The following is a 17,449-nucleotide window of genomic DNA, read 5'->3' on the forward strand; positions in this document are numbered from 1 at the left end:
TCACACCGTTCCTTTCTTATGCGTCATTCTGAAATGAGTCAACCTGAAGTTTTCCGCCCTTCTTGCAGCTCCTTGAAAAGTTCCGGGAATACTTGGATCTTTGAGATTAAGAGTTAAATATCTCCCTATTCTGCCATCTGCACGTACTTCTCCAACACGAAAATACTTGCCACCAATTGCAGTTATAATCGCATACTGTCTGCCATCCTTAAAGAATGTGATTTTACGCATGTTGTTATTAAAGCTGTTGGAAATATTACTAATCCCAAATTTTGATACATACTCATCCAAATTTACAGCTTTCCAGCCACTTGAGAACTGCCGATATTCATCCCGGTCATGCAGCACGCCTCTTATTTTTTCTATATCTTTTGTTATTATGAGTTGATGAATAGTTTTACGCCTTTCATCAGTATAAATAGCTTTTGCTCCCATTATGCCGTCCTCCTTTTCGCTGCGTCTGCATATAATACCTTACAGATTTCATTTTCGGACAAATAATAACGGTAACTCCGGCTATTATTTCTTACTCTGTTACGGCGATCCGGAAACGAGATTATCTCAAATCCGTACTGCCTAATTAAACGTGCCGCTTCCCTCTTGAAAATAGAACCATATACAAACAGAATTGACGGATTCTTCTTCTGAAGTACTATATCGAGTTGGTATTCTCCATAAGCCTTAAACCTGTTATTAGTACATCCAAGGTTACCGACAATAAACGAACATTCATCTGGGAAATAATCCGCCGCACATAAGGTTCCGAAGTCTCCCGCTCTATAATTGGGAAGAATTTTTATCCCTTTGGTGCCCAGATAACATGCATGGATCGCATTCACCAAAATGCTAAGTCTCTGTCTGGGTCTTAACATCCCTATGCTCGGGCTGAGATCAAATCCGCTGACACCGCAGTGAGAGATTATTTCATTTTCTGTATCAATCCCCTTCATAATAAGATAAGGGATAGAGCAGAGAAAATATCTCCCGAAAAAGTCAGCAAGATCATCCTGATCTTCATCATTAGCATCTTCGTCAAACAGATAGTGCTTGAACTCATGAAGAATTGTCAGCCTGACTGCACCATAGGGTTCAAACTTGTCATTGTAATAAATCGTTGGCGGGTTTTCCTTTGTACACATGACAAAGAAGCCGTACTTACTTTTCTTTTCAAGCAAAGCTCTTGCTTCTTTATGAAATTCAGAATAGGGTACCAACGCAACTCCCAGTCGTCTGCATATATCCTTTTCATCTATCGGAAAATCCTTAATATCATAATCAAGAAAGATCTCAATTATGACTTTAACGATATTTTCATATATGTCAGAGGATCTATACATTTTCGTTTCCTCCTATAAGGAGAGCTATCAATCTGTTTTTTTCCTCTGGTGTTAATTTACCACCCTTTCTTGCAATTGCAGCTGAAATAACATTATCGCAGTCTGTCCTTTGTCCTCCTCCTTAAGGAAATAATCCGTTTCAACCTGAAGTGCTTTAGCGATATTCACCATCACATCCATCCTCGGAGTCTTATCGCTTTTCAGATAACGGGAGATTGAGCTTTCGGTGATACCGCTTAATTTAGAAAGCTGTTTCTGATTAATCCCTTTCTTTTTCATAAGATCAGACACCATTTCATTCCAATTCATGCTTTCTCCTTCTTTTCTGAACATGTGATGTTTGCAAACTCACAACATTATTATAAATTGCAATTATGCAATTATTAATCCTCTATTTGAAATCATTTGATTTTATATCCTCTTTGATAATCCTTTTCATCTTGCTTTCTATAGTTTCTGTCGCTGTGTCAGAATAATAGCCGGATACCTCATAGGTTGTATTACCAATCTTACGAGAAAAGCCGACACATTTCTGCATCGGCTTTTCTTCATTGTTCTGTATTATATTTTTCTCTTCAATCATATTCTTTGCTCCTCTCTATAGTGACATCCCTCTGTCATTCTTTTTCTTCGATACCTGTACCTGTGACCGTGACTGTTCAACAGTTCTCTGTCGTTGCCTACTTTCATTCTCAAGCATCTGAATAAGGGCGATGCGGTTATGTCTTAACACTTCAATTCCCGCCAGACGATAAACTGACCGTGAATAGGTACTTTTCGCCTTGGGACATTCCTCATTAAGCTTATCAAGTTCCTTTCTCCACTTCTTTGGCGTAATCTTTCCATCCGGCTCTTTGATAATATCCTTTAATTCCTGCCGGAAGAAGTTGTAGCTTTCAAGATCCGATATATGCTTACGCTCATAAATCTTCCTTGAAAAGCCCTTAATCGTCCATCGTTCCTTGTCATGCTTATAGACTTTACGGGATTTCTCTCCCCATTCACCGTTTTCAAGTATCGATCGCATTGTCAACAAAATATGAACATGAAGATTACGCTCGCCCTTTTCCTTTACACTATCATGAATGGCATAGGAAATTCTAAACTTGATTTAGAGGATCGTATTTCATTCATGCGTGAAAAAATGGAGGCAGAGACAACCATAAAAGAATTTGATCGTCAAGTGTTTGAAAGTATAGTGAATTATGTCATAGTGGGAGGTTATAATGAATAAGGAAATGCTGATCCGTCGATGATAACTTTTGTTTATCGGACTGGATTTAAGGATCGAAAAGATGCTAATCACTTTAAACCCAAAAGACTTAATGCGTCCAAGAAGAAAACCGGTTCTGACAGTCATACCAAAGAGGTTTGCCAGAGTGATGATACATCTTCTAATAGTTCTTTAAGTCATTCTGGTTTGCAGTCAAATACATCACCCGATGCATGTGGAAACGGTAGTATTGATGTCAAAAGTGAACCCTAGCAAGTAAATAAAGTGTAGAAAACAAAGGACTTTCTCAAAAGCTATCGTTAAAAGGTATATGAAGTCGTTGTGGAAGTCCTTTTTGGTGCTTAAAATTGGCCAAGTGGGAACCGGTCTACTCGATAGAGTTGACACTGTGGAATGGATAACAAAGATAAGTTTGTGGTCTGTTTTAAAGCCAAGATGGAAATCAATGTTTTAAGATAAAATATAAATAAATTAGCAGCGTCCAGATGGAAGGCTGGACGTTTTAATTTGCAAATAATAAAATTATATGAAAAATAATTTTGAAATAATTGCGATATATAGACAATATAGTTGAAATGTGTGTGATAAAATAAAAATGTACGATAAGGAGAAAATTATGGCTGAATCGAAGCATAATAAATTTATAAGAGTTGCTGAAGCTAGAACAAATAAAATTATTGATATGATTCGACTTTTAAGTAACTGCTCTAATACCGCAACATATGAATACACTGATGAAGACGTAAAAAAGATTTTCTCTGCACTAGAATCAGAATTAAAAACTTGTAAAAGCAAGTATCATGATAATAGCAATAAAGAAAGCAAATTTACGTTGAGGTGATTTAGATGACTATTGAATGGAAGTTTCCGCATAATGGATTTGGACAAGTGCGTGGAGTATCGGACGCAGGCATTGAAACCTTTACAGGAACAGAGATACAGTCGCTTGCAAGAGAAATTTGTCAAAACTCATTAGATGCAGCGGTGGTAGGCAGTAATGCGACCATCAAAGTTGATTTTGAACAGTATAGAATTCCTTCTTCTGATATTCCTGGATATGAGCAGTATGCTTCTAAAATTCAGAAGGCTTATGATTATTGGTCGAAAAAGAATAGTGAAAAGACCATTAAGGTACTGACAAAGGCATTAAATGCAATTAAGAAGCCTAATACAGTTGTTTTGCGAATTAGCGATTTCAACACAACTGGACTTAGCCATCCATATGAGGATAGTGACGAAGGCTGGAATGTATTGACAAAACTTGATGGTGGTGCGACAAAAACGGGTGATAAAGCCGGAGCATTTGGAATAGGAAAGAACGCACCATTTACAAATTCGGATTATAGATTAGTTTTTTATAGAACTCTAAATGAAGATCAAGAGACTGCTGCACAGGGAATGTCACGCTTTATATCTTTTCCGGAAGATTTAAGCAATAGTATGAATACGATGACAACTGGAATTGGTTATTACGGAAATCCGGAAGGCAACTTACCTGTTGATTCTATCAGTGAGTTGGAAAAACTATATCAGAGAACTGAGATTGGTACAGATGTTTTTGTGTACGGATTTAATGCGGGACATGAATGGAATAGCGATGTAATTAACGAGGTTCTAGAAAATTTCTTGATGTCTATTCACAAGAATTTATTAAGTGTTACAGTTGACAATAAAGTCATCGATAATTCTACGCTTGCAAGTTATCTCAGCACGTATAACTCAAAAATAAAAAATGCATATTGGTACTACCAAGTGCTTGTTCGACCTGAAACAAAAGTGTTCAAAAAGGACTTTCACGGGATGGGAACTCTAAAACTTAGCGTTCTGGTCGATCCTTCGGAGAAATTGAATAGAAAAATTCTCATCACTAGATCTTCCGGAATGAAATTATTTGCATTGGGTAATATGTCGAGAATTATTTCATTTTCTGGTGTGCTTGAAATGGAAGGTAAAGAGCTTAATGAATTCTTTAGAGAAATGGAAACGCCAGCACATGATAAGTGGTTGCCAAGCAGACACTCAACAGATGTGCCGCTTGCAAAAGAATATAACAATGAGCTAAAGGATTGGATAAGAGGCTGTATTCAAACGTTGGGCGAACATTCCAGTGACGATGAAATTGAAGTTGCAGGTTTGGCTGGTGTTCTACAGAAGGAATCGGATAAGACTAATCAGCGTGGAGATGACAGCAATAAAGAAAGTCTTCAAGATACGATTGGTTCCATTACAATTCAGCCTCGAACATCAAAAACAAAGCCAAAGGGTTTATTTTACGGCAGTGATGGAAATGGAAAGTCGAAAAACACGGATACGGAAGGAACCATCGGTTCTAATGGAGGTGATCCAACAACTCGGAATTTAGGCGGTACTAGACATAGGAGTAAAAAGGATTCTCATAAAGGAAGAGCGGAACAAGGTGGACATGATACCGTACATAAAAGATATGGTGGAGATATAAACCAAGAACTTAAGAATGTTAGAGTTATAAAGACATCGAGAAACACTTATAGAGTTTCCTTTATTTTGCCACGGGATATTTGTGCAGGGCATGTTGAGATTGTTACAGTTGGTGAAAATGGTAAATCAAATCGACTGGCCATCCATTCTGCATCAGAGTTGATGGGGTGCACAGGAATAAAGAAGAGTTCGGAAGGTGTAGATTTTTCTAGTATGAAGGGAAACGAAAAAGTCCAGTTTGAAATCGCTTTGCTTGATAACCGGGATTATGCGATGGAGGTAAATGTATATGAACATAACTAAAAGATTATATACATATCCAGTTCTAAGCGAAGAAAGAGATGATTACACTGATTCTGTCTTTGATGCAGATGTGCAGTATAAAATGAATGGTGTTAATAATCTGTTGTTTGATTTCGATATAGAAATGGATAACAAAGAACTTCAGAAAATGATCCTGGAAGGTGATGCTGAATATGTGATTCATATTGAATGCGTAAACACATCATATAGAACTACGATTTATGATATTTCCAATCATGTAAGCAAAGAAATTCCGATTGGAAGAATTAACGGAAGAATAGAAATTATCGTTTTAATAGTGACAAAAAAAGATGTTAATCATTTTGTGAATTCTAATTGGAACGATGATTATCAGGGGCTGTCATTCGAACTGTCGAAAGGAAGTATTCTTGCGTATAAAAATATACCAGCTATTGATATTGTAAAGAATTACGAAGAATTTAACAGCGCAAGTTCAATTTTTAAGGTGTATAAGCGGTTAACAACAGAACCAAAGCCAATGGAGGTGGAATTGTCAACTGCACAAATCGGTATCGGTTTGGGATTAGAAGAGTATGAGATTTACTCTCGTTTCTGTGACAAAGAAGAATTTCAACTAATATTGAACTCCATGATGGTTTTCCCTGCCTTAGTATATGTTTTTGAAGAATTAAAGCAAGAGAATGGCATTGAAAATTATGCAGGTACAAATTGGTATATTTCTTTATCAAAGGCCTATGAGAAACGTGGAGTAGACTTGGAAAATGAGATGTTATATTCTGATAAGACCTCTGTGCAATTAGCACAGGAAGCAATGGAATTACCGTTGAATGCTGCATTGAGAAAATTTGCAGATTTGTTTGAAACTGGTGAGGAAGAGGAGGATGTCTAAATGAAACTATATTTTATGAAAAAAGAAGCACTGGACATCCTTAAATCAAACCTCGATATAGTTTACAACATGTATTTCACGGAAAAGGATAATAAATGGCTTTGGAAGGTCTGTGGAGGAGATCCGTTTGTCGAATTTAAGGAGATACAAGATTTCCAGTTGGCACCGATTGATTCTGATATGTCAAAAGGTGAAGTTGAGTTTGCGAACTGTAAGATTATTTATCAGCACTTGTCATTTTTGACAGAGTCACAGGCTTGTGATGAAAGACTGTGGGCGGGTCTGTGCCATTCGGTTTATTACGATTACCTTAGAAAAAGATGGGACTATGATACAAAATCACCTAAAGCACAGAAAGAGGCTGTATCAAATATAAAATCGAGATTTTTCTTTTCTGGTGGTACAAGAGCTGGATTATTTAGAAATTCCATAGCCAAGTGTTGGTGGGTTGGAAGAAATACCTATGATCCAAGTAATGTAGCAAATCCATTTGAAAAATTGGATATTATAGGTAGCAACGATATTAGTAGTAAAATTTCCGATATTTTTTACAATAATAATTTCTCTGCAAATCCGGTTATTTTGAATGGCATCGTTAAAGCATTCAAAAACTTCAAAGAGGAAAACACACAGCTTTCACTCAAGGAACATATAAGACCAACATTGCAATTCTTGAATGCAGTAGGCGGTGGAGTTGTTTTAGACTGTCTTGATGAGGATGAGATTGCTGATATGCTCATTGATAACATCTATGGAATTTTACAAGGTGATGAGCAGGGGATAGAGATTGAAGAGGAATCCGAAGAGTATGAAGATATGGATGTTGATGGCAATGACATATCAGAAGAAGAAAACTCTGAAGATAGTGTTGAAGAAGAGTATATAGTTATTGGTCAAAAAGTCAATGTTCGTATTAAGGAAACCGATGAACCAAAAACAATACTGGTAAATTATCTTCCGAATTCCACAAAGATTCCGCTATTGGCAAAAAGTCTTTTAGGCTGTTGGATTGGAGATGAGGTTCCTTTCCAAGGAAAGACATATATTATAGAAGCAATTCAAAAGTAGAGAACAGTTAAAAAAGTGTCTTCAGTGGTGACACTTTTTTAACGATAGCCTCGACCTATCGTTAAAAGGTTCATGGATATGTTTCCTTTCACGATGGTAATTCATAGACAGCAGTCCTTTCACGTCGAGACGGTGACAATGCTCCAAAGGAAAAATACCTGAAACTCCTTGAATTTAGGCACTTTGAGCGACATATCCTATTTTCTCAAAGTGAACGAAAAGACAAGAAAAAGGTAATTTTCAGTGGTGTAAACGTACAAGTGGTTGTGAGGGTGCAGTTCGGAAACACAAAAATTTGTCGTTCATATTTCATTAAGAATAGCTAACAATTCAATAAAGTAACAAAGTGGTCTGAGCCGCTTATTTTCAAGTGATTTTGGAAATAAGCGGCTCTTTTTCGTTCTCGGATAAATGTGCGAGAATAATTGATTTTATGAAGAAACAAGAAAAATTGTATTCTTTTCCACAACAAAACGATTGTGCTGTGGTGGAAACCGATATCAGAATGATTCCCTTATCGGAATTGCATGATTTTAATGGGCATCCATTTAAGGTAGAAAATGATATGGTGCTTTCTGAATTAATGCAGAGCATTGAGAAAGAAGGTGTGATTGTCTCGGCACTTTCAGGACCGAGAGAGGATGGTGGTTATGAACTGATTGCAGGGCGTAGAAGAAAAGCTGCATGTTAAATGGGCGGGACTTAATTGTATGCCTGTGGTAGTTCGAGATTTGGATGATAATCAAGCGGTGATTGCCATGGTTGATAGCAATTTATAGCGTGAGCATCTGAAGGCAAGTGAGAAAGCGTTTGCTTATAAGATGAAGTTGGAGGAAATGAAGAGGCAGGGAGCAAGAACGGATTTACTTTTTCCCAACTTGGCAAAAAGATAACTTCTTCCCAAGTTGGGAAAAGTTATCTTCGTCACAAAATGTGACGGGAACCTCGGACCAAGATGGAACGAAGTTGGAGAATTCTACTATGAAGATATATCCTTTGCAGTCCAGCCACGATGAAGTTGGAAATTGGATAATTCAGCAGGATGAAATCACAGAGAGGGCTATTAATAGCAATGAGGCTTTGGCTAAACAGATGGGTGAGAGCTGCATGACCATACAGCGTTATATCCGCCTTACAAATCTTATCCTCAAGCTTCGTGATATGGTAGATGATGGAAAATAGACAGAAGTATTGAGAATAGGTTTGGTAGATAAAAATGTTTATTCCTAATATGGATTAAAGCAAGATTGATAATAGGCTAATAATCATATGATATATTTTTATGGACAAGTAGCCTATTTGGGAAGTAGAGGTAGTTATGCCAGGTAAGGTAAGAGTGATACACCAAGGATAAGTGAATCCGTAAAGCACGTTGTCATCTATGCTCGTGTGAGTTCTAACAGTATGGAACGGCTGGAAAGTTTAAAGGCATAGATTTCCGGTTTGGTTGGATTTGTATACGGGCATAACAACTTGAAACTTGTCGATATTCATATAGATATTGCATCCTCTAAAAAAGGATCTGCTCGTCTTGCATTTCATAAAATGATAGAAGAATGTAAAGCCGGACTTACGGATATTGTTGTAGTAAAAAATATCAGTAGACATTGGAAGAGATACTGTTGAAGTACTTGATGCAATCAATACTTTAAACGAAGCAGATGTACGTATTATTTTCAGAGTTGAGAATAATCACGAGGCAATCATTCCAAGATATCTGTTCATGCAGGTGCAGGAAGAACTTCTTCGCAGGGCACATTTAAAAACAGAAGGTGGAAAGATCAAGAGAGTCTACAGCAGCAAATATGCATTATCGAGCATTGTTTACTGTGGTAAATGCGGAGGATCTTTTCAGAAGAGTGGCTTGGAAGGCCAGAGGTGCATCATACAACAAATGGAGGTGTGCCAGCCGAATTGAAAATGGTCCAAATGAAGGTTGCGATGCTGATTCTATCAGTGAAACAGAGATTCAGAATGCAGTGGTAAGAGCCATCAATAAGACCCTTGGAGGACGAGAACAGTTCCTGGTACGGTTGCAGCACAATATCGAAGATGTGCTGAATGGTGATTCTACGGCAACACTTGAGTACATCGACCAAAGGATGGCAGAACTTCAAGAAAAGCTTGTAATGTGCGTGAATAAGAATGCCGAGTACGATGTAATTGCAAATGAGATTGATGCCTTAAGAGAAAAGAAGGCAGCAGTTGTAACCAGGGATGCCGAACAGGAAATGTTAAGAAAACGAATCGATGAGATGCGAGATACTGTAACTCTTGAGGAGTTAAAGATGATAGCTGATGTCATGGGGGTAACCTTTGAGCAATCCTTTATCTTCCCAGATGGAGAGCAGATAAAGACAAGCAACGAATAGGTGGCGAGTTCTATGGATAGATTTTCACAGAAGAGCCTTCTTTCACTTGGAGATTATTATGTCTATGGACTCATAGATCCTCGCAGTAAGCAAATCTTCTATATTGAAAAAGCACTAAAAACAGAGTATTTGAACACGAAAAAGAAAGCCTGGGAAGTCCTGATAGTGAGAAGTTAAAACTGAAGGCTATTGCAGATATTAAGAATGCAGGACTTGAAGTTGAAAAGATAATTATAAATTCAAACTTAACTGAAGAAGAGGTATTTGCTGCAGATGCATCATTGATCAATGCATTCAACTATGTTGGTGATGCAGGACTGACAAACATTGCTGCCAGGCATCATTCAGCAGAGGTTTTATCAGTAGATGAGTATGAAAGAATTAATGGTGCTGTTGAACTTGAAGAAAAAGATATCAGGCACAAAATCCGATTACATATCTGAATCCAAAGTAGAGAGATAAAATTTAAATTTTATGAAATGAGGTAGGAAGATGAAACAGTATATTGTTGATGCTTTTACGAAGGATATTTTTCATGGTAATCAAGCTGCGGTTTGTGTATTAGAGCAGTGGTTATCTGAAGATATTATGATGAGTATTACAAAGGAAAACAATTTTTCAGAAACAGCTTTTATAGTAAAAGAAGGCGAGAAATATCATTTGAGATAGTTTACACCGGGAGGAGAAATCGACCTTTGCGGTCATGCTACTCTTGCTTCAGCTTATGTTTTGTTAAACTATTATATGCCTAATGAAAATCAGGTAGTATTTACCACATTGAGTGGAGACTTAACTGTAGTAAAAAATGGTGAATTATTAGAAATGGAATTCCCGGCATACGATTTAAAAGAAGTTGCTGTAACTGATGAAATGGAGCAGGCTATTGGTTATAGACCTACAAGTGCATTCATGGGTAGAGATTTGCTATGCATATTAGATGATGAAGAGAAAATAATTAATGCAAAGCCGGATATGGATAAGGTCAAGTCGATAGATGGATTATTATTACATATTACAGCTAAGGGAAAAAATGTTGACTGTGTTTCAAGAAGCTTTGCTCCTAAACTCTCTGTTATAGAGGATCCTGTTTGTGGTTCTGGACATTGTCATATTGCACCATATTGGAGTAAGGTTTTGGACAAAACAGAACTAGTTGCATATCAGGCATCGCAGAGAGGAGGAACTTTGTATTGCAGATTAGATGGAGACAAAGTATTCCTTTCGGGTGAGGCAGCGTTGTTTGCTACTAGCGAACTAAATTTATAAATTGAAACTTAGGTAATAGGTATTTATCCTATTGGTCTATACGAGCAATAAGGCAACTCAACACTTATATCGATTCGACATACCCATTTTAGGGCGAAAATAAGTGTTCCGCCATTCCCTTGTACAATAGGGCTTGAATAGGTTTTTATTGAACAATCGTGCCATGTTGAGACGGTAAGTATTGATGTCACGGGTAGATGGAAAATAGCCGCGAAAGCCCTTGATTTCAGGCACTTTTCGGTTTCGGACAGTTTCGAGTGAATGGAGCGAGTAATCGTCTGCGGTAACTTATCCAAGGGCAATCCGGCTCAAAAAGTGTTAGAGCCCCGTTGCCTTGATAGATGTCACTATGTTGAGTTGCCGAGTTAGATGTTGGGGAGTTGTAGCTGTGAGATAGATATCAGGGAAAGTCGAATGGAGGTGATAGATTGAAGAAATATTTGGCGCCGCTTTTTATGCTCATAATCTTTGAAGCTGTTGCAATTACATTATGGTCGCCGATCGTAAAATGAAGTTGGACATCTGAATAAAATAAAGATCCATGGCAGGATCTTTGGTAGAATGTAAGTCACCACAACCAACTTTCTACAGAAGAATCGCCACCATGGACTGCTCTCATTCTACCATAACTTTCCATATAAAAGACAGACATCTTTCGTATGAGGAACGAGTTCTTATTCAGATTCGTCTTAAAGACAACTACTCCATCCGGGCAATTGCCCGCGAGATCGGCTGCTCACCGAGCACTGTCTCGAATGAAATGGCACGTGGTTCAGTTGCCTTGTATAACGGCCACGTGACCCGTTATAAGGCGCCTGCTGGTTAGAAAGCTTATGATAACAACCGAAAGCACAGTTGCCGGCATTATGACTTTTTGAGCAGATCAGCGTTTCTGGAGTATGTGCTGAAACATTTTACAGAAGACGGCTGGTCCTTGGATACCTGTGTTGGATGCGCTGTTCTCGATGGTGAATTTACCAGAGGACAGATCGTCTGCATAAAAACACTTTACCGCTATGTTGATCTTGGCCTCCTTGGCATCAGGAACCATAACATTCCCGAAAAGCTGAAGCGTAAGTCCAAGAAACATAGATCTCGGATCAATAAGAAAAAGCTAGACCGCAGCACCCCGGAACGTCCAAGGAAGATCGAATCTCGTGAGGAATTCGGGCACTGGGAATGTGACCTCGTATTGGGGGCTAAGACCCGGGATGATCAGGTCCTGCTCACTCTTGCTGAACGCAAAAGCCGTGAGTTCCTGATGCTTCCGATTGCAGATAAGACATCAGAGTGTGTCATGGAGGCAATCAAACAGATTCAGGAGACTTACAGCGAACACTTCAGTGAAGTGTTCAAAACAATCACGACCGATAATGGTTCGGAATTCGCCGACCCTTCAGATCTTGAGAAGATGGCTGATACGCTTGTTTACTATGCTCATCCCTACACGTCCTGCGATAAGGGAATCGTAGAGCGGCATAACGGCCTGATCAGAAGGTTCATATTAAAGGGTAAGCGGATTGATGACTTTACTGGTCAGCAGATCTCCGATGCGGAGACCTGGTGTAACTGCCTCCCAAGGAAGGTTCTGGGTTACAAGACACCCGGATGAAATCTTTGAGGAGGAAATCGACCGAATCTACCAAGCTACTGCCTAGCGGAGGGTGTCCAACTTGTTATTGTAATTTACAAAAGAAAAATGAAGTTAGGAATCGGCGTCAGTGCTGCATTTCACGTTTCCCTCCATAAGTTCCAAAGCCTTATTATTTCGGAATTCCCACATATCATAGATTTCACATAAATTCCCATTTCTTCACAAAAAATATAAAATATTGGCGTGGCGATGGCGTAAGTACTGGCTAGTTCGGTAGACTTGGCCAAAATGATAAGTAAGTGATAATAATAGTTACTTCCCAAAATGAGCCTCAGTGCAAATGCGCTTATCCTTAAGCGCCTTGATTACCAATAAACAAATCCTCCAAGGAATGTCAAAAGATGGGATGATCATTCTGTTCTTTGACAGACCAGGGAGGGTTTGTTATTTGGAGAAAGGATTTACCAACTTTTTACCCAATGTAATAGGTTGGTAAAAATGTGGAATATGTCAGATGAGTTTCCGAAGATTGACCGAGATACAATATATGGTATTTTCAATAAAATTGAACACAAACAAAAATATTGACATAATTAAATTGAACAAGTACAATAAATTTGAAAGGTAGGTGTGAGTATGGGTAACAACACTTTTGCAGATAGGATTAAAAAACTTAGGACTGATAAGAACCTCACTCTTGATGGATTGGCAAAAGAATTGAATATTAACAAGAGCCGCATCAGCATGTGGGAAAACAAAGGAACTGTGCCACGCGATGATGTACTGATTCAACTATCTAAGTATTTTAATGTATCCATTGACTATCTGCTTGGAAATGAAAAGATGGAGGATAAAGAGCCGGATAGTGAACGCTTGCAATATCTCCAACGCGGACTGGGAAAATTAGATGAAGGTCGTCTTGAAAAAGCAGAAAAAATGCTCTCTGTAATGTTCGATGACATTTTTGAGAACGGAGAGGAGGACGATGATGATGGCATCTAAGAAACCTGACTTTAAAAAAGCTAATATTTTGGCTAACGAAATATTGGTTGCCTCAAGTACATTAGTAGCATTTCCAGTTAATACAAAGAGCATTGTTAAAGAGTGGTCTGATATGAAAATCTTATCATTTAAATGCGCTCACGATTATGGTGTTGATATCGAAGCTTTTGGAAGCGAGGCTGCTGTACTTCAAAGTAAGAACGGAAGATATATGATTTTTTATAATCAGGATGATTATGGACCTCGCATTAAGTTTTCTATTCTTCATGAATTTGGGCACTATTATTTGGGACATGAATTAAAGAAATATGAAAATGATGAAAAATATGGGTGTCTTGAAGTAGAAGCTAATTGTTTTGCGGCTCAGATACTAATGCCGGAACAGGTTCTAAATGAACTTAAAGACAGAGGGGCAGTAATAACCGTTGAATTTTTGTCAAAGACTTTTGGCGTTTCGAAGGAAGCGGCACAAAAGAGAATCGAAACAATGGGTAAAATCAATTATGACTGGAGGTCCGCTGATGAAAGTCTTTTTGATGAAACGATTCTCTTTAAATACAAGGCTTTCATAGATTCTATTTTACTAAAGAAGAATAGGAATACATGGTATGAAGATGATTATGAGATGCAGCAGGAAAGAGATAGCTGGCAGTTGGATAAGAGATCTCGCTATACATATTGAGGAGTGGTATCGACAAGATTAGTATATAAAATAATAGAGAAAGAGGGTGATTACGATGTGCCACTTATCGGGTAAAAGAAAAGCACCATACAATAGCTGGAACTATCGTACGGTGCCGCTCGAGTACTTCAACTCGAATCTGAACACTTTTACCCTACCACAAATTGCCGGGTATGGCAATAAAAAATGTAACTGCAGTTAAAGTTCTCTGGAAGGAACAGCAACTGTTTGATCGCCTGACGGGTACTTCAACTCGAATCTGAACAATTCATATGAAGTACCTGTGAGGTCACCACCGGTGGAGTATGCTCGTCACCGGTCGTATATCTCATAGGAGGTACTTTATTATGAGCAAAGTAAATTCACAGCGTAAAAGTTGCAAAGACGTTTTTAATGCTTTTTTAGTAGCAATGACTACATATGCCGGTTTCTTTGAGTTCCCTCGTATCAGGCCTACATATGACATTCCTAACAGACTTATAGCATTTTCAAAGGTATTGTCCTGTAAAGATTATAATCAGTGGGTGCATTTTTACGAGGATGATTATATATTTGAAAGAATATGGAGACATCCAAGGAAATACCTTGAAATTTTAAAGCGCTATAACGGAGTTGTTCTTCCGGATTTCAGCTTATATAGGGATATGCCTCTGGTTATGCAACTATGGAATATTTACCGCAGCAGGGCAATCGGCCATTGGCTTCAGATTAATGGAATTAAGATTATTCCAAATATCAGATATGGTGATAGACGGACATATCATATTTGCTGTGATGGGATTGAGAAACACTGTGTGATAGCGGTAGGCTCTCATGGGAATTTGAAACATAAGGCTGATAGAGAAATCTTCTTGGCTGGTTTTGATGTTATCATAAAATTGCTGCAGCCATCTGCTGTGGTGATATATGGTAGCGCCCCGGAAAAGTATTTTCAGAAATATATAGATGACGGGATAAGAATTATTGTTTTTGAAAGTGATTATTCTGCCTCACACAAGGAGGTGGAGTAATGGGAGCTGGATTTCATGGTGGCTTTGGTGCCACAAAAGGGTATTTTGAAGGTAATCCTGCAGCAGGAGAAATCGTATTTGCCAGTGCTGATTATGATTACATCAATAATATTGCGAACCGTAAAGATGTTGATCCTAATGGCTTGTATGACGTGGTTGGACACGGGACACCTTATAAAATTAAGTTTGGAGATGGTGATAATGATTACTACACACCAAGAGAGCTGGCCAGAATCCTGAAGCATCGTAAAGATTATAAGAAAAATGGAATAAGGTTACTTTCTTGTAATACAGGATCGCTGCCGGATGGATTTGCACAACACCTTGCAAATAAATTAAATGTTACAGTATGGGCTCCAAACTATCTTGTTTGGGCATATCCATCTGGACGTCATATTGTGGCGCCACGTTCGCAATACAATCAAAAATATCCTGATTCTAAAATAAGAGGCGGGTTTATTCCTTTTTATCCAGGAGGCAAGAAAAAATGAAGTGTAAAAAATGCAATAGTGAATTGATAGAATACAAAGTTGGAGATAAAACAGAGTACATTTGCCCTGTTTGCGATGAAGCTCCGGCTACACAAATTGATAATCTTATAGAATTTGATTCAAATAAGTATACTATAAAGATTCTTACGTCAAAGGAACATGATAAAGATGTATTAAAAGAAATTGCACAGATATGTGGTTGCAATATGCTTGAAGCAAAAAAGATTATTGAGGTAACCGGATTTGAGTTTAAACCAATGGATGCATTAGAAACCCGGGCTTTAAAGAAAAAAATTGAAGGGACAAGAATCAGTTATTCTATATCTCCAGAATTCCGGTGGCAATAATGGTATTTTGAACCCTCCTAGATCATAGTAATAAGCTTGATTTAGGGGCTTGTTTTTCTTAAAAATGTATCGTTGATACGAATATACTATTATTGATGTAATTTATCCGATTTCATGCAGTTCTCATATCGGGGTCTTTCTACGGTCTTGTCGCAAACTGCGCCAACCTATGTATAGTGGAAAACAAGGGTAGTGGTTCAGCCGGCGGAATCGCAGGATATGTCAATTGCGTCGAAGGATATCAGTCCTCCCTCGTATTGATAAGCGATTGCTATAATGTTGGAACCATTACGGGTGCTAACCGTGTTGGCGGGATTGCCGGAGGAGTGAATCTTTACGGCTATATTGCCAACTGCTACAATGCCGGTCAGATTACAGGTAAATACACTGGAGAAATCAAAGCCGACGGCTCCGATCATTTACGCAACTGCTACTATCTAAGCGACACGGACACAGATCTCGCAGCAAGAACCGCTGCGGAATTTGCTGACGGCACGGTGCTGGCGCTGCTCAAGGCCGGCGAACGCGACAACAATGCTGACCCGTGGGCAGACGAATGCAAATATCTGGCTGCAGCTGACAAGACACTGCCGGTGTTCAATGGACAGGGCGATGAACATACCCACAATGGGAACTGGACATCGAACGGCAACGGCACCCACAGCCGCCGCTGCACCTGCAATGCCGTGGAAACAGAAAAATGTTCCGGCGGTATGGCAACCTGCAAGGATAAGGCCATATGTGAGATTTGTGGAGACAGTTACGGCAGCCTTGCCCCGAACAACCACACCGACCTGAAACACATTGACGCAAAGGCTGCCACCGCTGCTGAAGAAGGCAATATTGCGTATTGGTACTGCGACGGCTGCAAGAAGTATTTCTCCGATGCTGCGGCAACCAAGGAAATCACCAAGGCTGCCACCGTGACGGCAAAGTTGCCACCGAAAATCACAGCCGGGGATGGTGCAGCGGTCACGCAGGGTGAGGAAAAGGAACTGACCTTCAATTCTGATGCATCCTTTGCCGATTTCCTTCGTGTAGAGCTTGATGGGACTACGCTGGAAGAAAAGAACTATACGAAGAGAGAGGGCAGCACCATCATCACGCTGAACCGTGATTTTGTTGCCACGCTTTCCGTGGGTGAGCATACGCTTGCGATTGTTTCTCAACACGGTACGGCAACAGCTAAGTTCACCATCAAGGCAAAGCCGACGGAAACGGCAATCCCGCAGCCAACGGCACAGCCTGTTTCCTCGATTCCGCGCACCGGCGACACTGCCAACCCCGCATTGTGGTTTGCGCTGCTGATTGTCAGCGGCGGTGCTGCCATTGGTATAACGGTTGCCGGCAGAAAGAAAAAGTACAACAAATAATTGAATAGCGTTTCCTTGCTCCATCTTCCGAGCAAGACAAAA

The 17,449-nt window shown here is 39.1% G+C and carries 21 protein-coding genes and 2 pseudogenes; 18 read left to right on the top strand and 5 right to left on the bottom strand.

Going from position 1 to position 17,449, the window contains the following annotated elements:
* From ACYQ1N_RS05830 to ACYQ1N_RS05850, 5 genes are all read right to left on the bottom strand, one after another.
* Window positions 1–435 (bottom strand): hypothetical protein, encoded by a 435-nt coding sequence (locus tag ACYQ1N_RS05830; RefSeq protein WP_459833859.1) that lies wholly within the window; start codon window positions 433–435, stop codon window positions 1–3.
* The gene (locus tag ACYQ1N_RS05835) at window positions 435–1,337 is read right to left on the bottom strand and encodes a hypothetical protein (RefSeq protein WP_459833861.1); all 903 of its coding nucleotides are present in this window, start codon (window positions 1,335–1,337) and stop codon (window positions 435–437) included. The genes ACYQ1N_RS05830 and ACYQ1N_RS05835 overlap by 1 nt, the downstream gene beginning before the upstream one ends.
* Window positions 1,338–1,388: 51 nt before the next feature.
* On the bottom strand, window positions 1,389–1,646 hold the full coding sequence (locus ACYQ1N_RS05840; RefSeq protein ID WP_459833863.1) for a helix-turn-helix domain-containing protein: 258 nt from the start codon (window positions 1,644–1,646) through the stop codon (window positions 1,389–1,391).
* 82 nt (window positions 1,647–1,728) lie between these two features.
* A complete protein-coding gene (locus ACYQ1N_RS05845) occupies window positions 1,729–1,920 on the bottom strand; it encodes a transposon-encoded TnpW family protein (RefSeq protein WP_459833865.1) in 192 nt (63 codons plus the stop codon).
* 15 nt (window positions 1,921–1,935) lie between these two features.
* On the bottom strand, window positions 1,936–2,448 hold the full coding sequence (locus ACYQ1N_RS05850; protein WP_459833947.1) for a MobA/MobL family protein: 513 nt from the start codon (window positions 2,446–2,448) through the stop codon (window positions 1,936–1,938).
* Between the two features lie 739 nt (window positions 2,449–3,187).
* Here ACYQ1N_RS05850 and ACYQ1N_RS05855 point away from each other — a divergent pair.
* From ACYQ1N_RS05855 to ACYQ1N_RS05940, 18 genes and pseudogenes are all read left to right on the top strand, one after another.
* On the top strand, window positions 3,188–3,412 hold the full coding sequence (locus ACYQ1N_RS05855; RefSeq protein WP_459833867.1) for a hypothetical protein: 225 nt from the start codon (window positions 3,188–3,190) through the stop codon (window positions 3,410–3,412).
* Window positions 3,413–3,417: 5 nt separating this feature from the next.
* Entirely contained in the window at window positions 3,418–5,331 is a 1,914-nt protein-coding gene (locus ACYQ1N_RS05860; RefSeq protein WP_459833869.1) for a hypothetical protein, read from the top strand.
* Window positions 5,318–6,202 carry a hypothetical protein gene (locus tag ACYQ1N_RS05865; protein ID WP_459833871.1) on the top strand — a complete coding sequence of 295 codons (885 nt, stop codon included), beginning with the start codon at window positions 5,318–5,320 and terminating at the stop codon, window positions 6,200–6,202. The genes ACYQ1N_RS05860 and ACYQ1N_RS05865 overlap by 14 nt, the downstream gene beginning before the upstream one ends.
* Entirely contained in the window at window positions 6,203–7,270 is a 1,068-nt protein-coding gene (locus ACYQ1N_RS05870) for a DUF6339 family protein (protein ID WP_459833873.1), read from the top strand. It begins immediately after the preceding gene.
* Window positions 7,271–7,703: 433 nt separating this feature from the next.
* Window positions 7,704–7,961 (top strand): ParB N-terminal domain-containing protein, encoded by a 258-nt coding sequence (locus tag ACYQ1N_RS05875; RefSeq protein ID WP_459833875.1) that lies wholly within the window; start codon window positions 7,704–7,706, stop codon window positions 7,959–7,961.
* 290 nt (window positions 7,962–8,251) lie between these two features.
* Window positions 8,252–8,452: a hypothetical protein gene (locus ACYQ1N_RS05880; protein ID WP_459833877.1), complete on the top strand. Its 201-nt coding sequence runs from the start codon at window positions 8,252–8,254 to the stop codon at window positions 8,450–8,452.
* A 291-nt stretch (window positions 8,453–8,743) separates the two neighbouring features.
* On the top strand, window positions 8,744–8,896 hold the full coding sequence (locus ACYQ1N_RS05885) for a hypothetical protein (protein ID WP_459833879.1): 153 nt from the start codon (window positions 8,744–8,746) through the stop codon (window positions 8,894–8,896).
* A 146-nt stretch (window positions 8,897–9,042) separates the two neighbouring features.
* Complete coding sequence (locus tag ACYQ1N_RS05890; protein WP_459833881.1) at window positions 9,043–9,642, top strand: hypothetical protein; 600 nt, start codon at window positions 9,043–9,045, stop codon at window positions 9,640–9,642.
* A 12-nt stretch (window positions 9,643–9,654) separates the two neighbouring features.
* A complete protein-coding gene (locus tag ACYQ1N_RS05895) occupies window positions 9,655–9,819 on the top strand; it encodes a GIY-YIG nuclease family protein (RefSeq protein WP_459833883.1) in 165 nt (54 codons plus the stop codon).
* On the top strand, window positions 9,792–10,085 hold the full coding sequence (locus ACYQ1N_RS05900) for a GIY-YIG nuclease family protein (protein WP_459833949.1): 294 nt from the start codon (window positions 9,792–9,794) through the stop codon (window positions 10,083–10,085). The genes ACYQ1N_RS05895 and ACYQ1N_RS05900 overlap by 28 nt, the downstream gene beginning before the upstream one ends.
* A 49-nt stretch (window positions 10,086–10,134) precedes the next feature.
* A pseudogene (locus tag ACYQ1N_RS05905) lies at window positions 10,135–10,908 on the top strand (PhzF family phenazine biosynthesis protein).
* Between the two features lie 604 nt (window positions 10,909–11,512).
* Window positions 11,513–12,566: pseudogene (locus ACYQ1N_RS05910) on the top strand (IS30 family transposase).
* Between the two features lie 572 nt (window positions 12,567–13,138).
* The gene (locus ACYQ1N_RS05915) at window positions 13,139–13,504 is read left to right on the top strand and encodes a helix-turn-helix domain-containing protein (protein ID WP_459833885.1); all 366 of its coding nucleotides are present in this window, start codon (window positions 13,139–13,141) and stop codon (window positions 13,502–13,504) included.
* The gene (locus tag ACYQ1N_RS05920; protein ID WP_459833887.1) at window positions 13,494–14,186 is read left to right on the top strand and encodes an ImmA/IrrE family metallo-endopeptidase; all 693 of its coding nucleotides are present in this window, start codon (window positions 13,494–13,496) and stop codon (window positions 14,184–14,186) included. The genes ACYQ1N_RS05915 and ACYQ1N_RS05920 overlap by 11 nt, the downstream gene beginning before the upstream one ends.
* Before the next feature lie 347 nt (window positions 14,187–14,533).
* A complete protein-coding gene (locus tag ACYQ1N_RS05925) occupies window positions 14,534–15,196 on the top strand; it encodes a DUF4417 domain-containing protein (RefSeq protein WP_459833889.1) in 663 nt (220 codons plus the stop codon).
* The gene (locus ACYQ1N_RS05930) at window positions 15,196–15,687 is read left to right on the top strand and encodes a hypothetical protein (protein WP_459833891.1); all 492 of its coding nucleotides are present in this window, start codon (window positions 15,196–15,198) and stop codon (window positions 15,685–15,687) included. Before ACYQ1N_RS05925 ends, ACYQ1N_RS05930 begins: the two co-directional genes overlap by 1 nt.
* Complete coding sequence (locus tag ACYQ1N_RS05935; RefSeq protein ID WP_459833893.1) at window positions 15,684–16,034, top strand: hypothetical protein; 351 nt, start codon at window positions 15,684–15,686, stop codon at window positions 16,032–16,034. The genes ACYQ1N_RS05930 and ACYQ1N_RS05935 overlap by 4 nt, the downstream gene beginning before the upstream one ends.
* 326 nt (window positions 16,035–16,360) lie before the next feature.
* Complete coding sequence (locus tag ACYQ1N_RS05940; protein WP_459833895.1) at window positions 16,361–17,407, top strand: hypothetical protein; 1,047 nt, start codon at window positions 16,361–16,363, stop codon at window positions 17,405–17,407.
* The last annotated feature ends 42 nt before the right edge of the window (window positions 17,408–17,449 follow it).

Source organism: Howardella ureilytica (assembly GCF_054657495.1).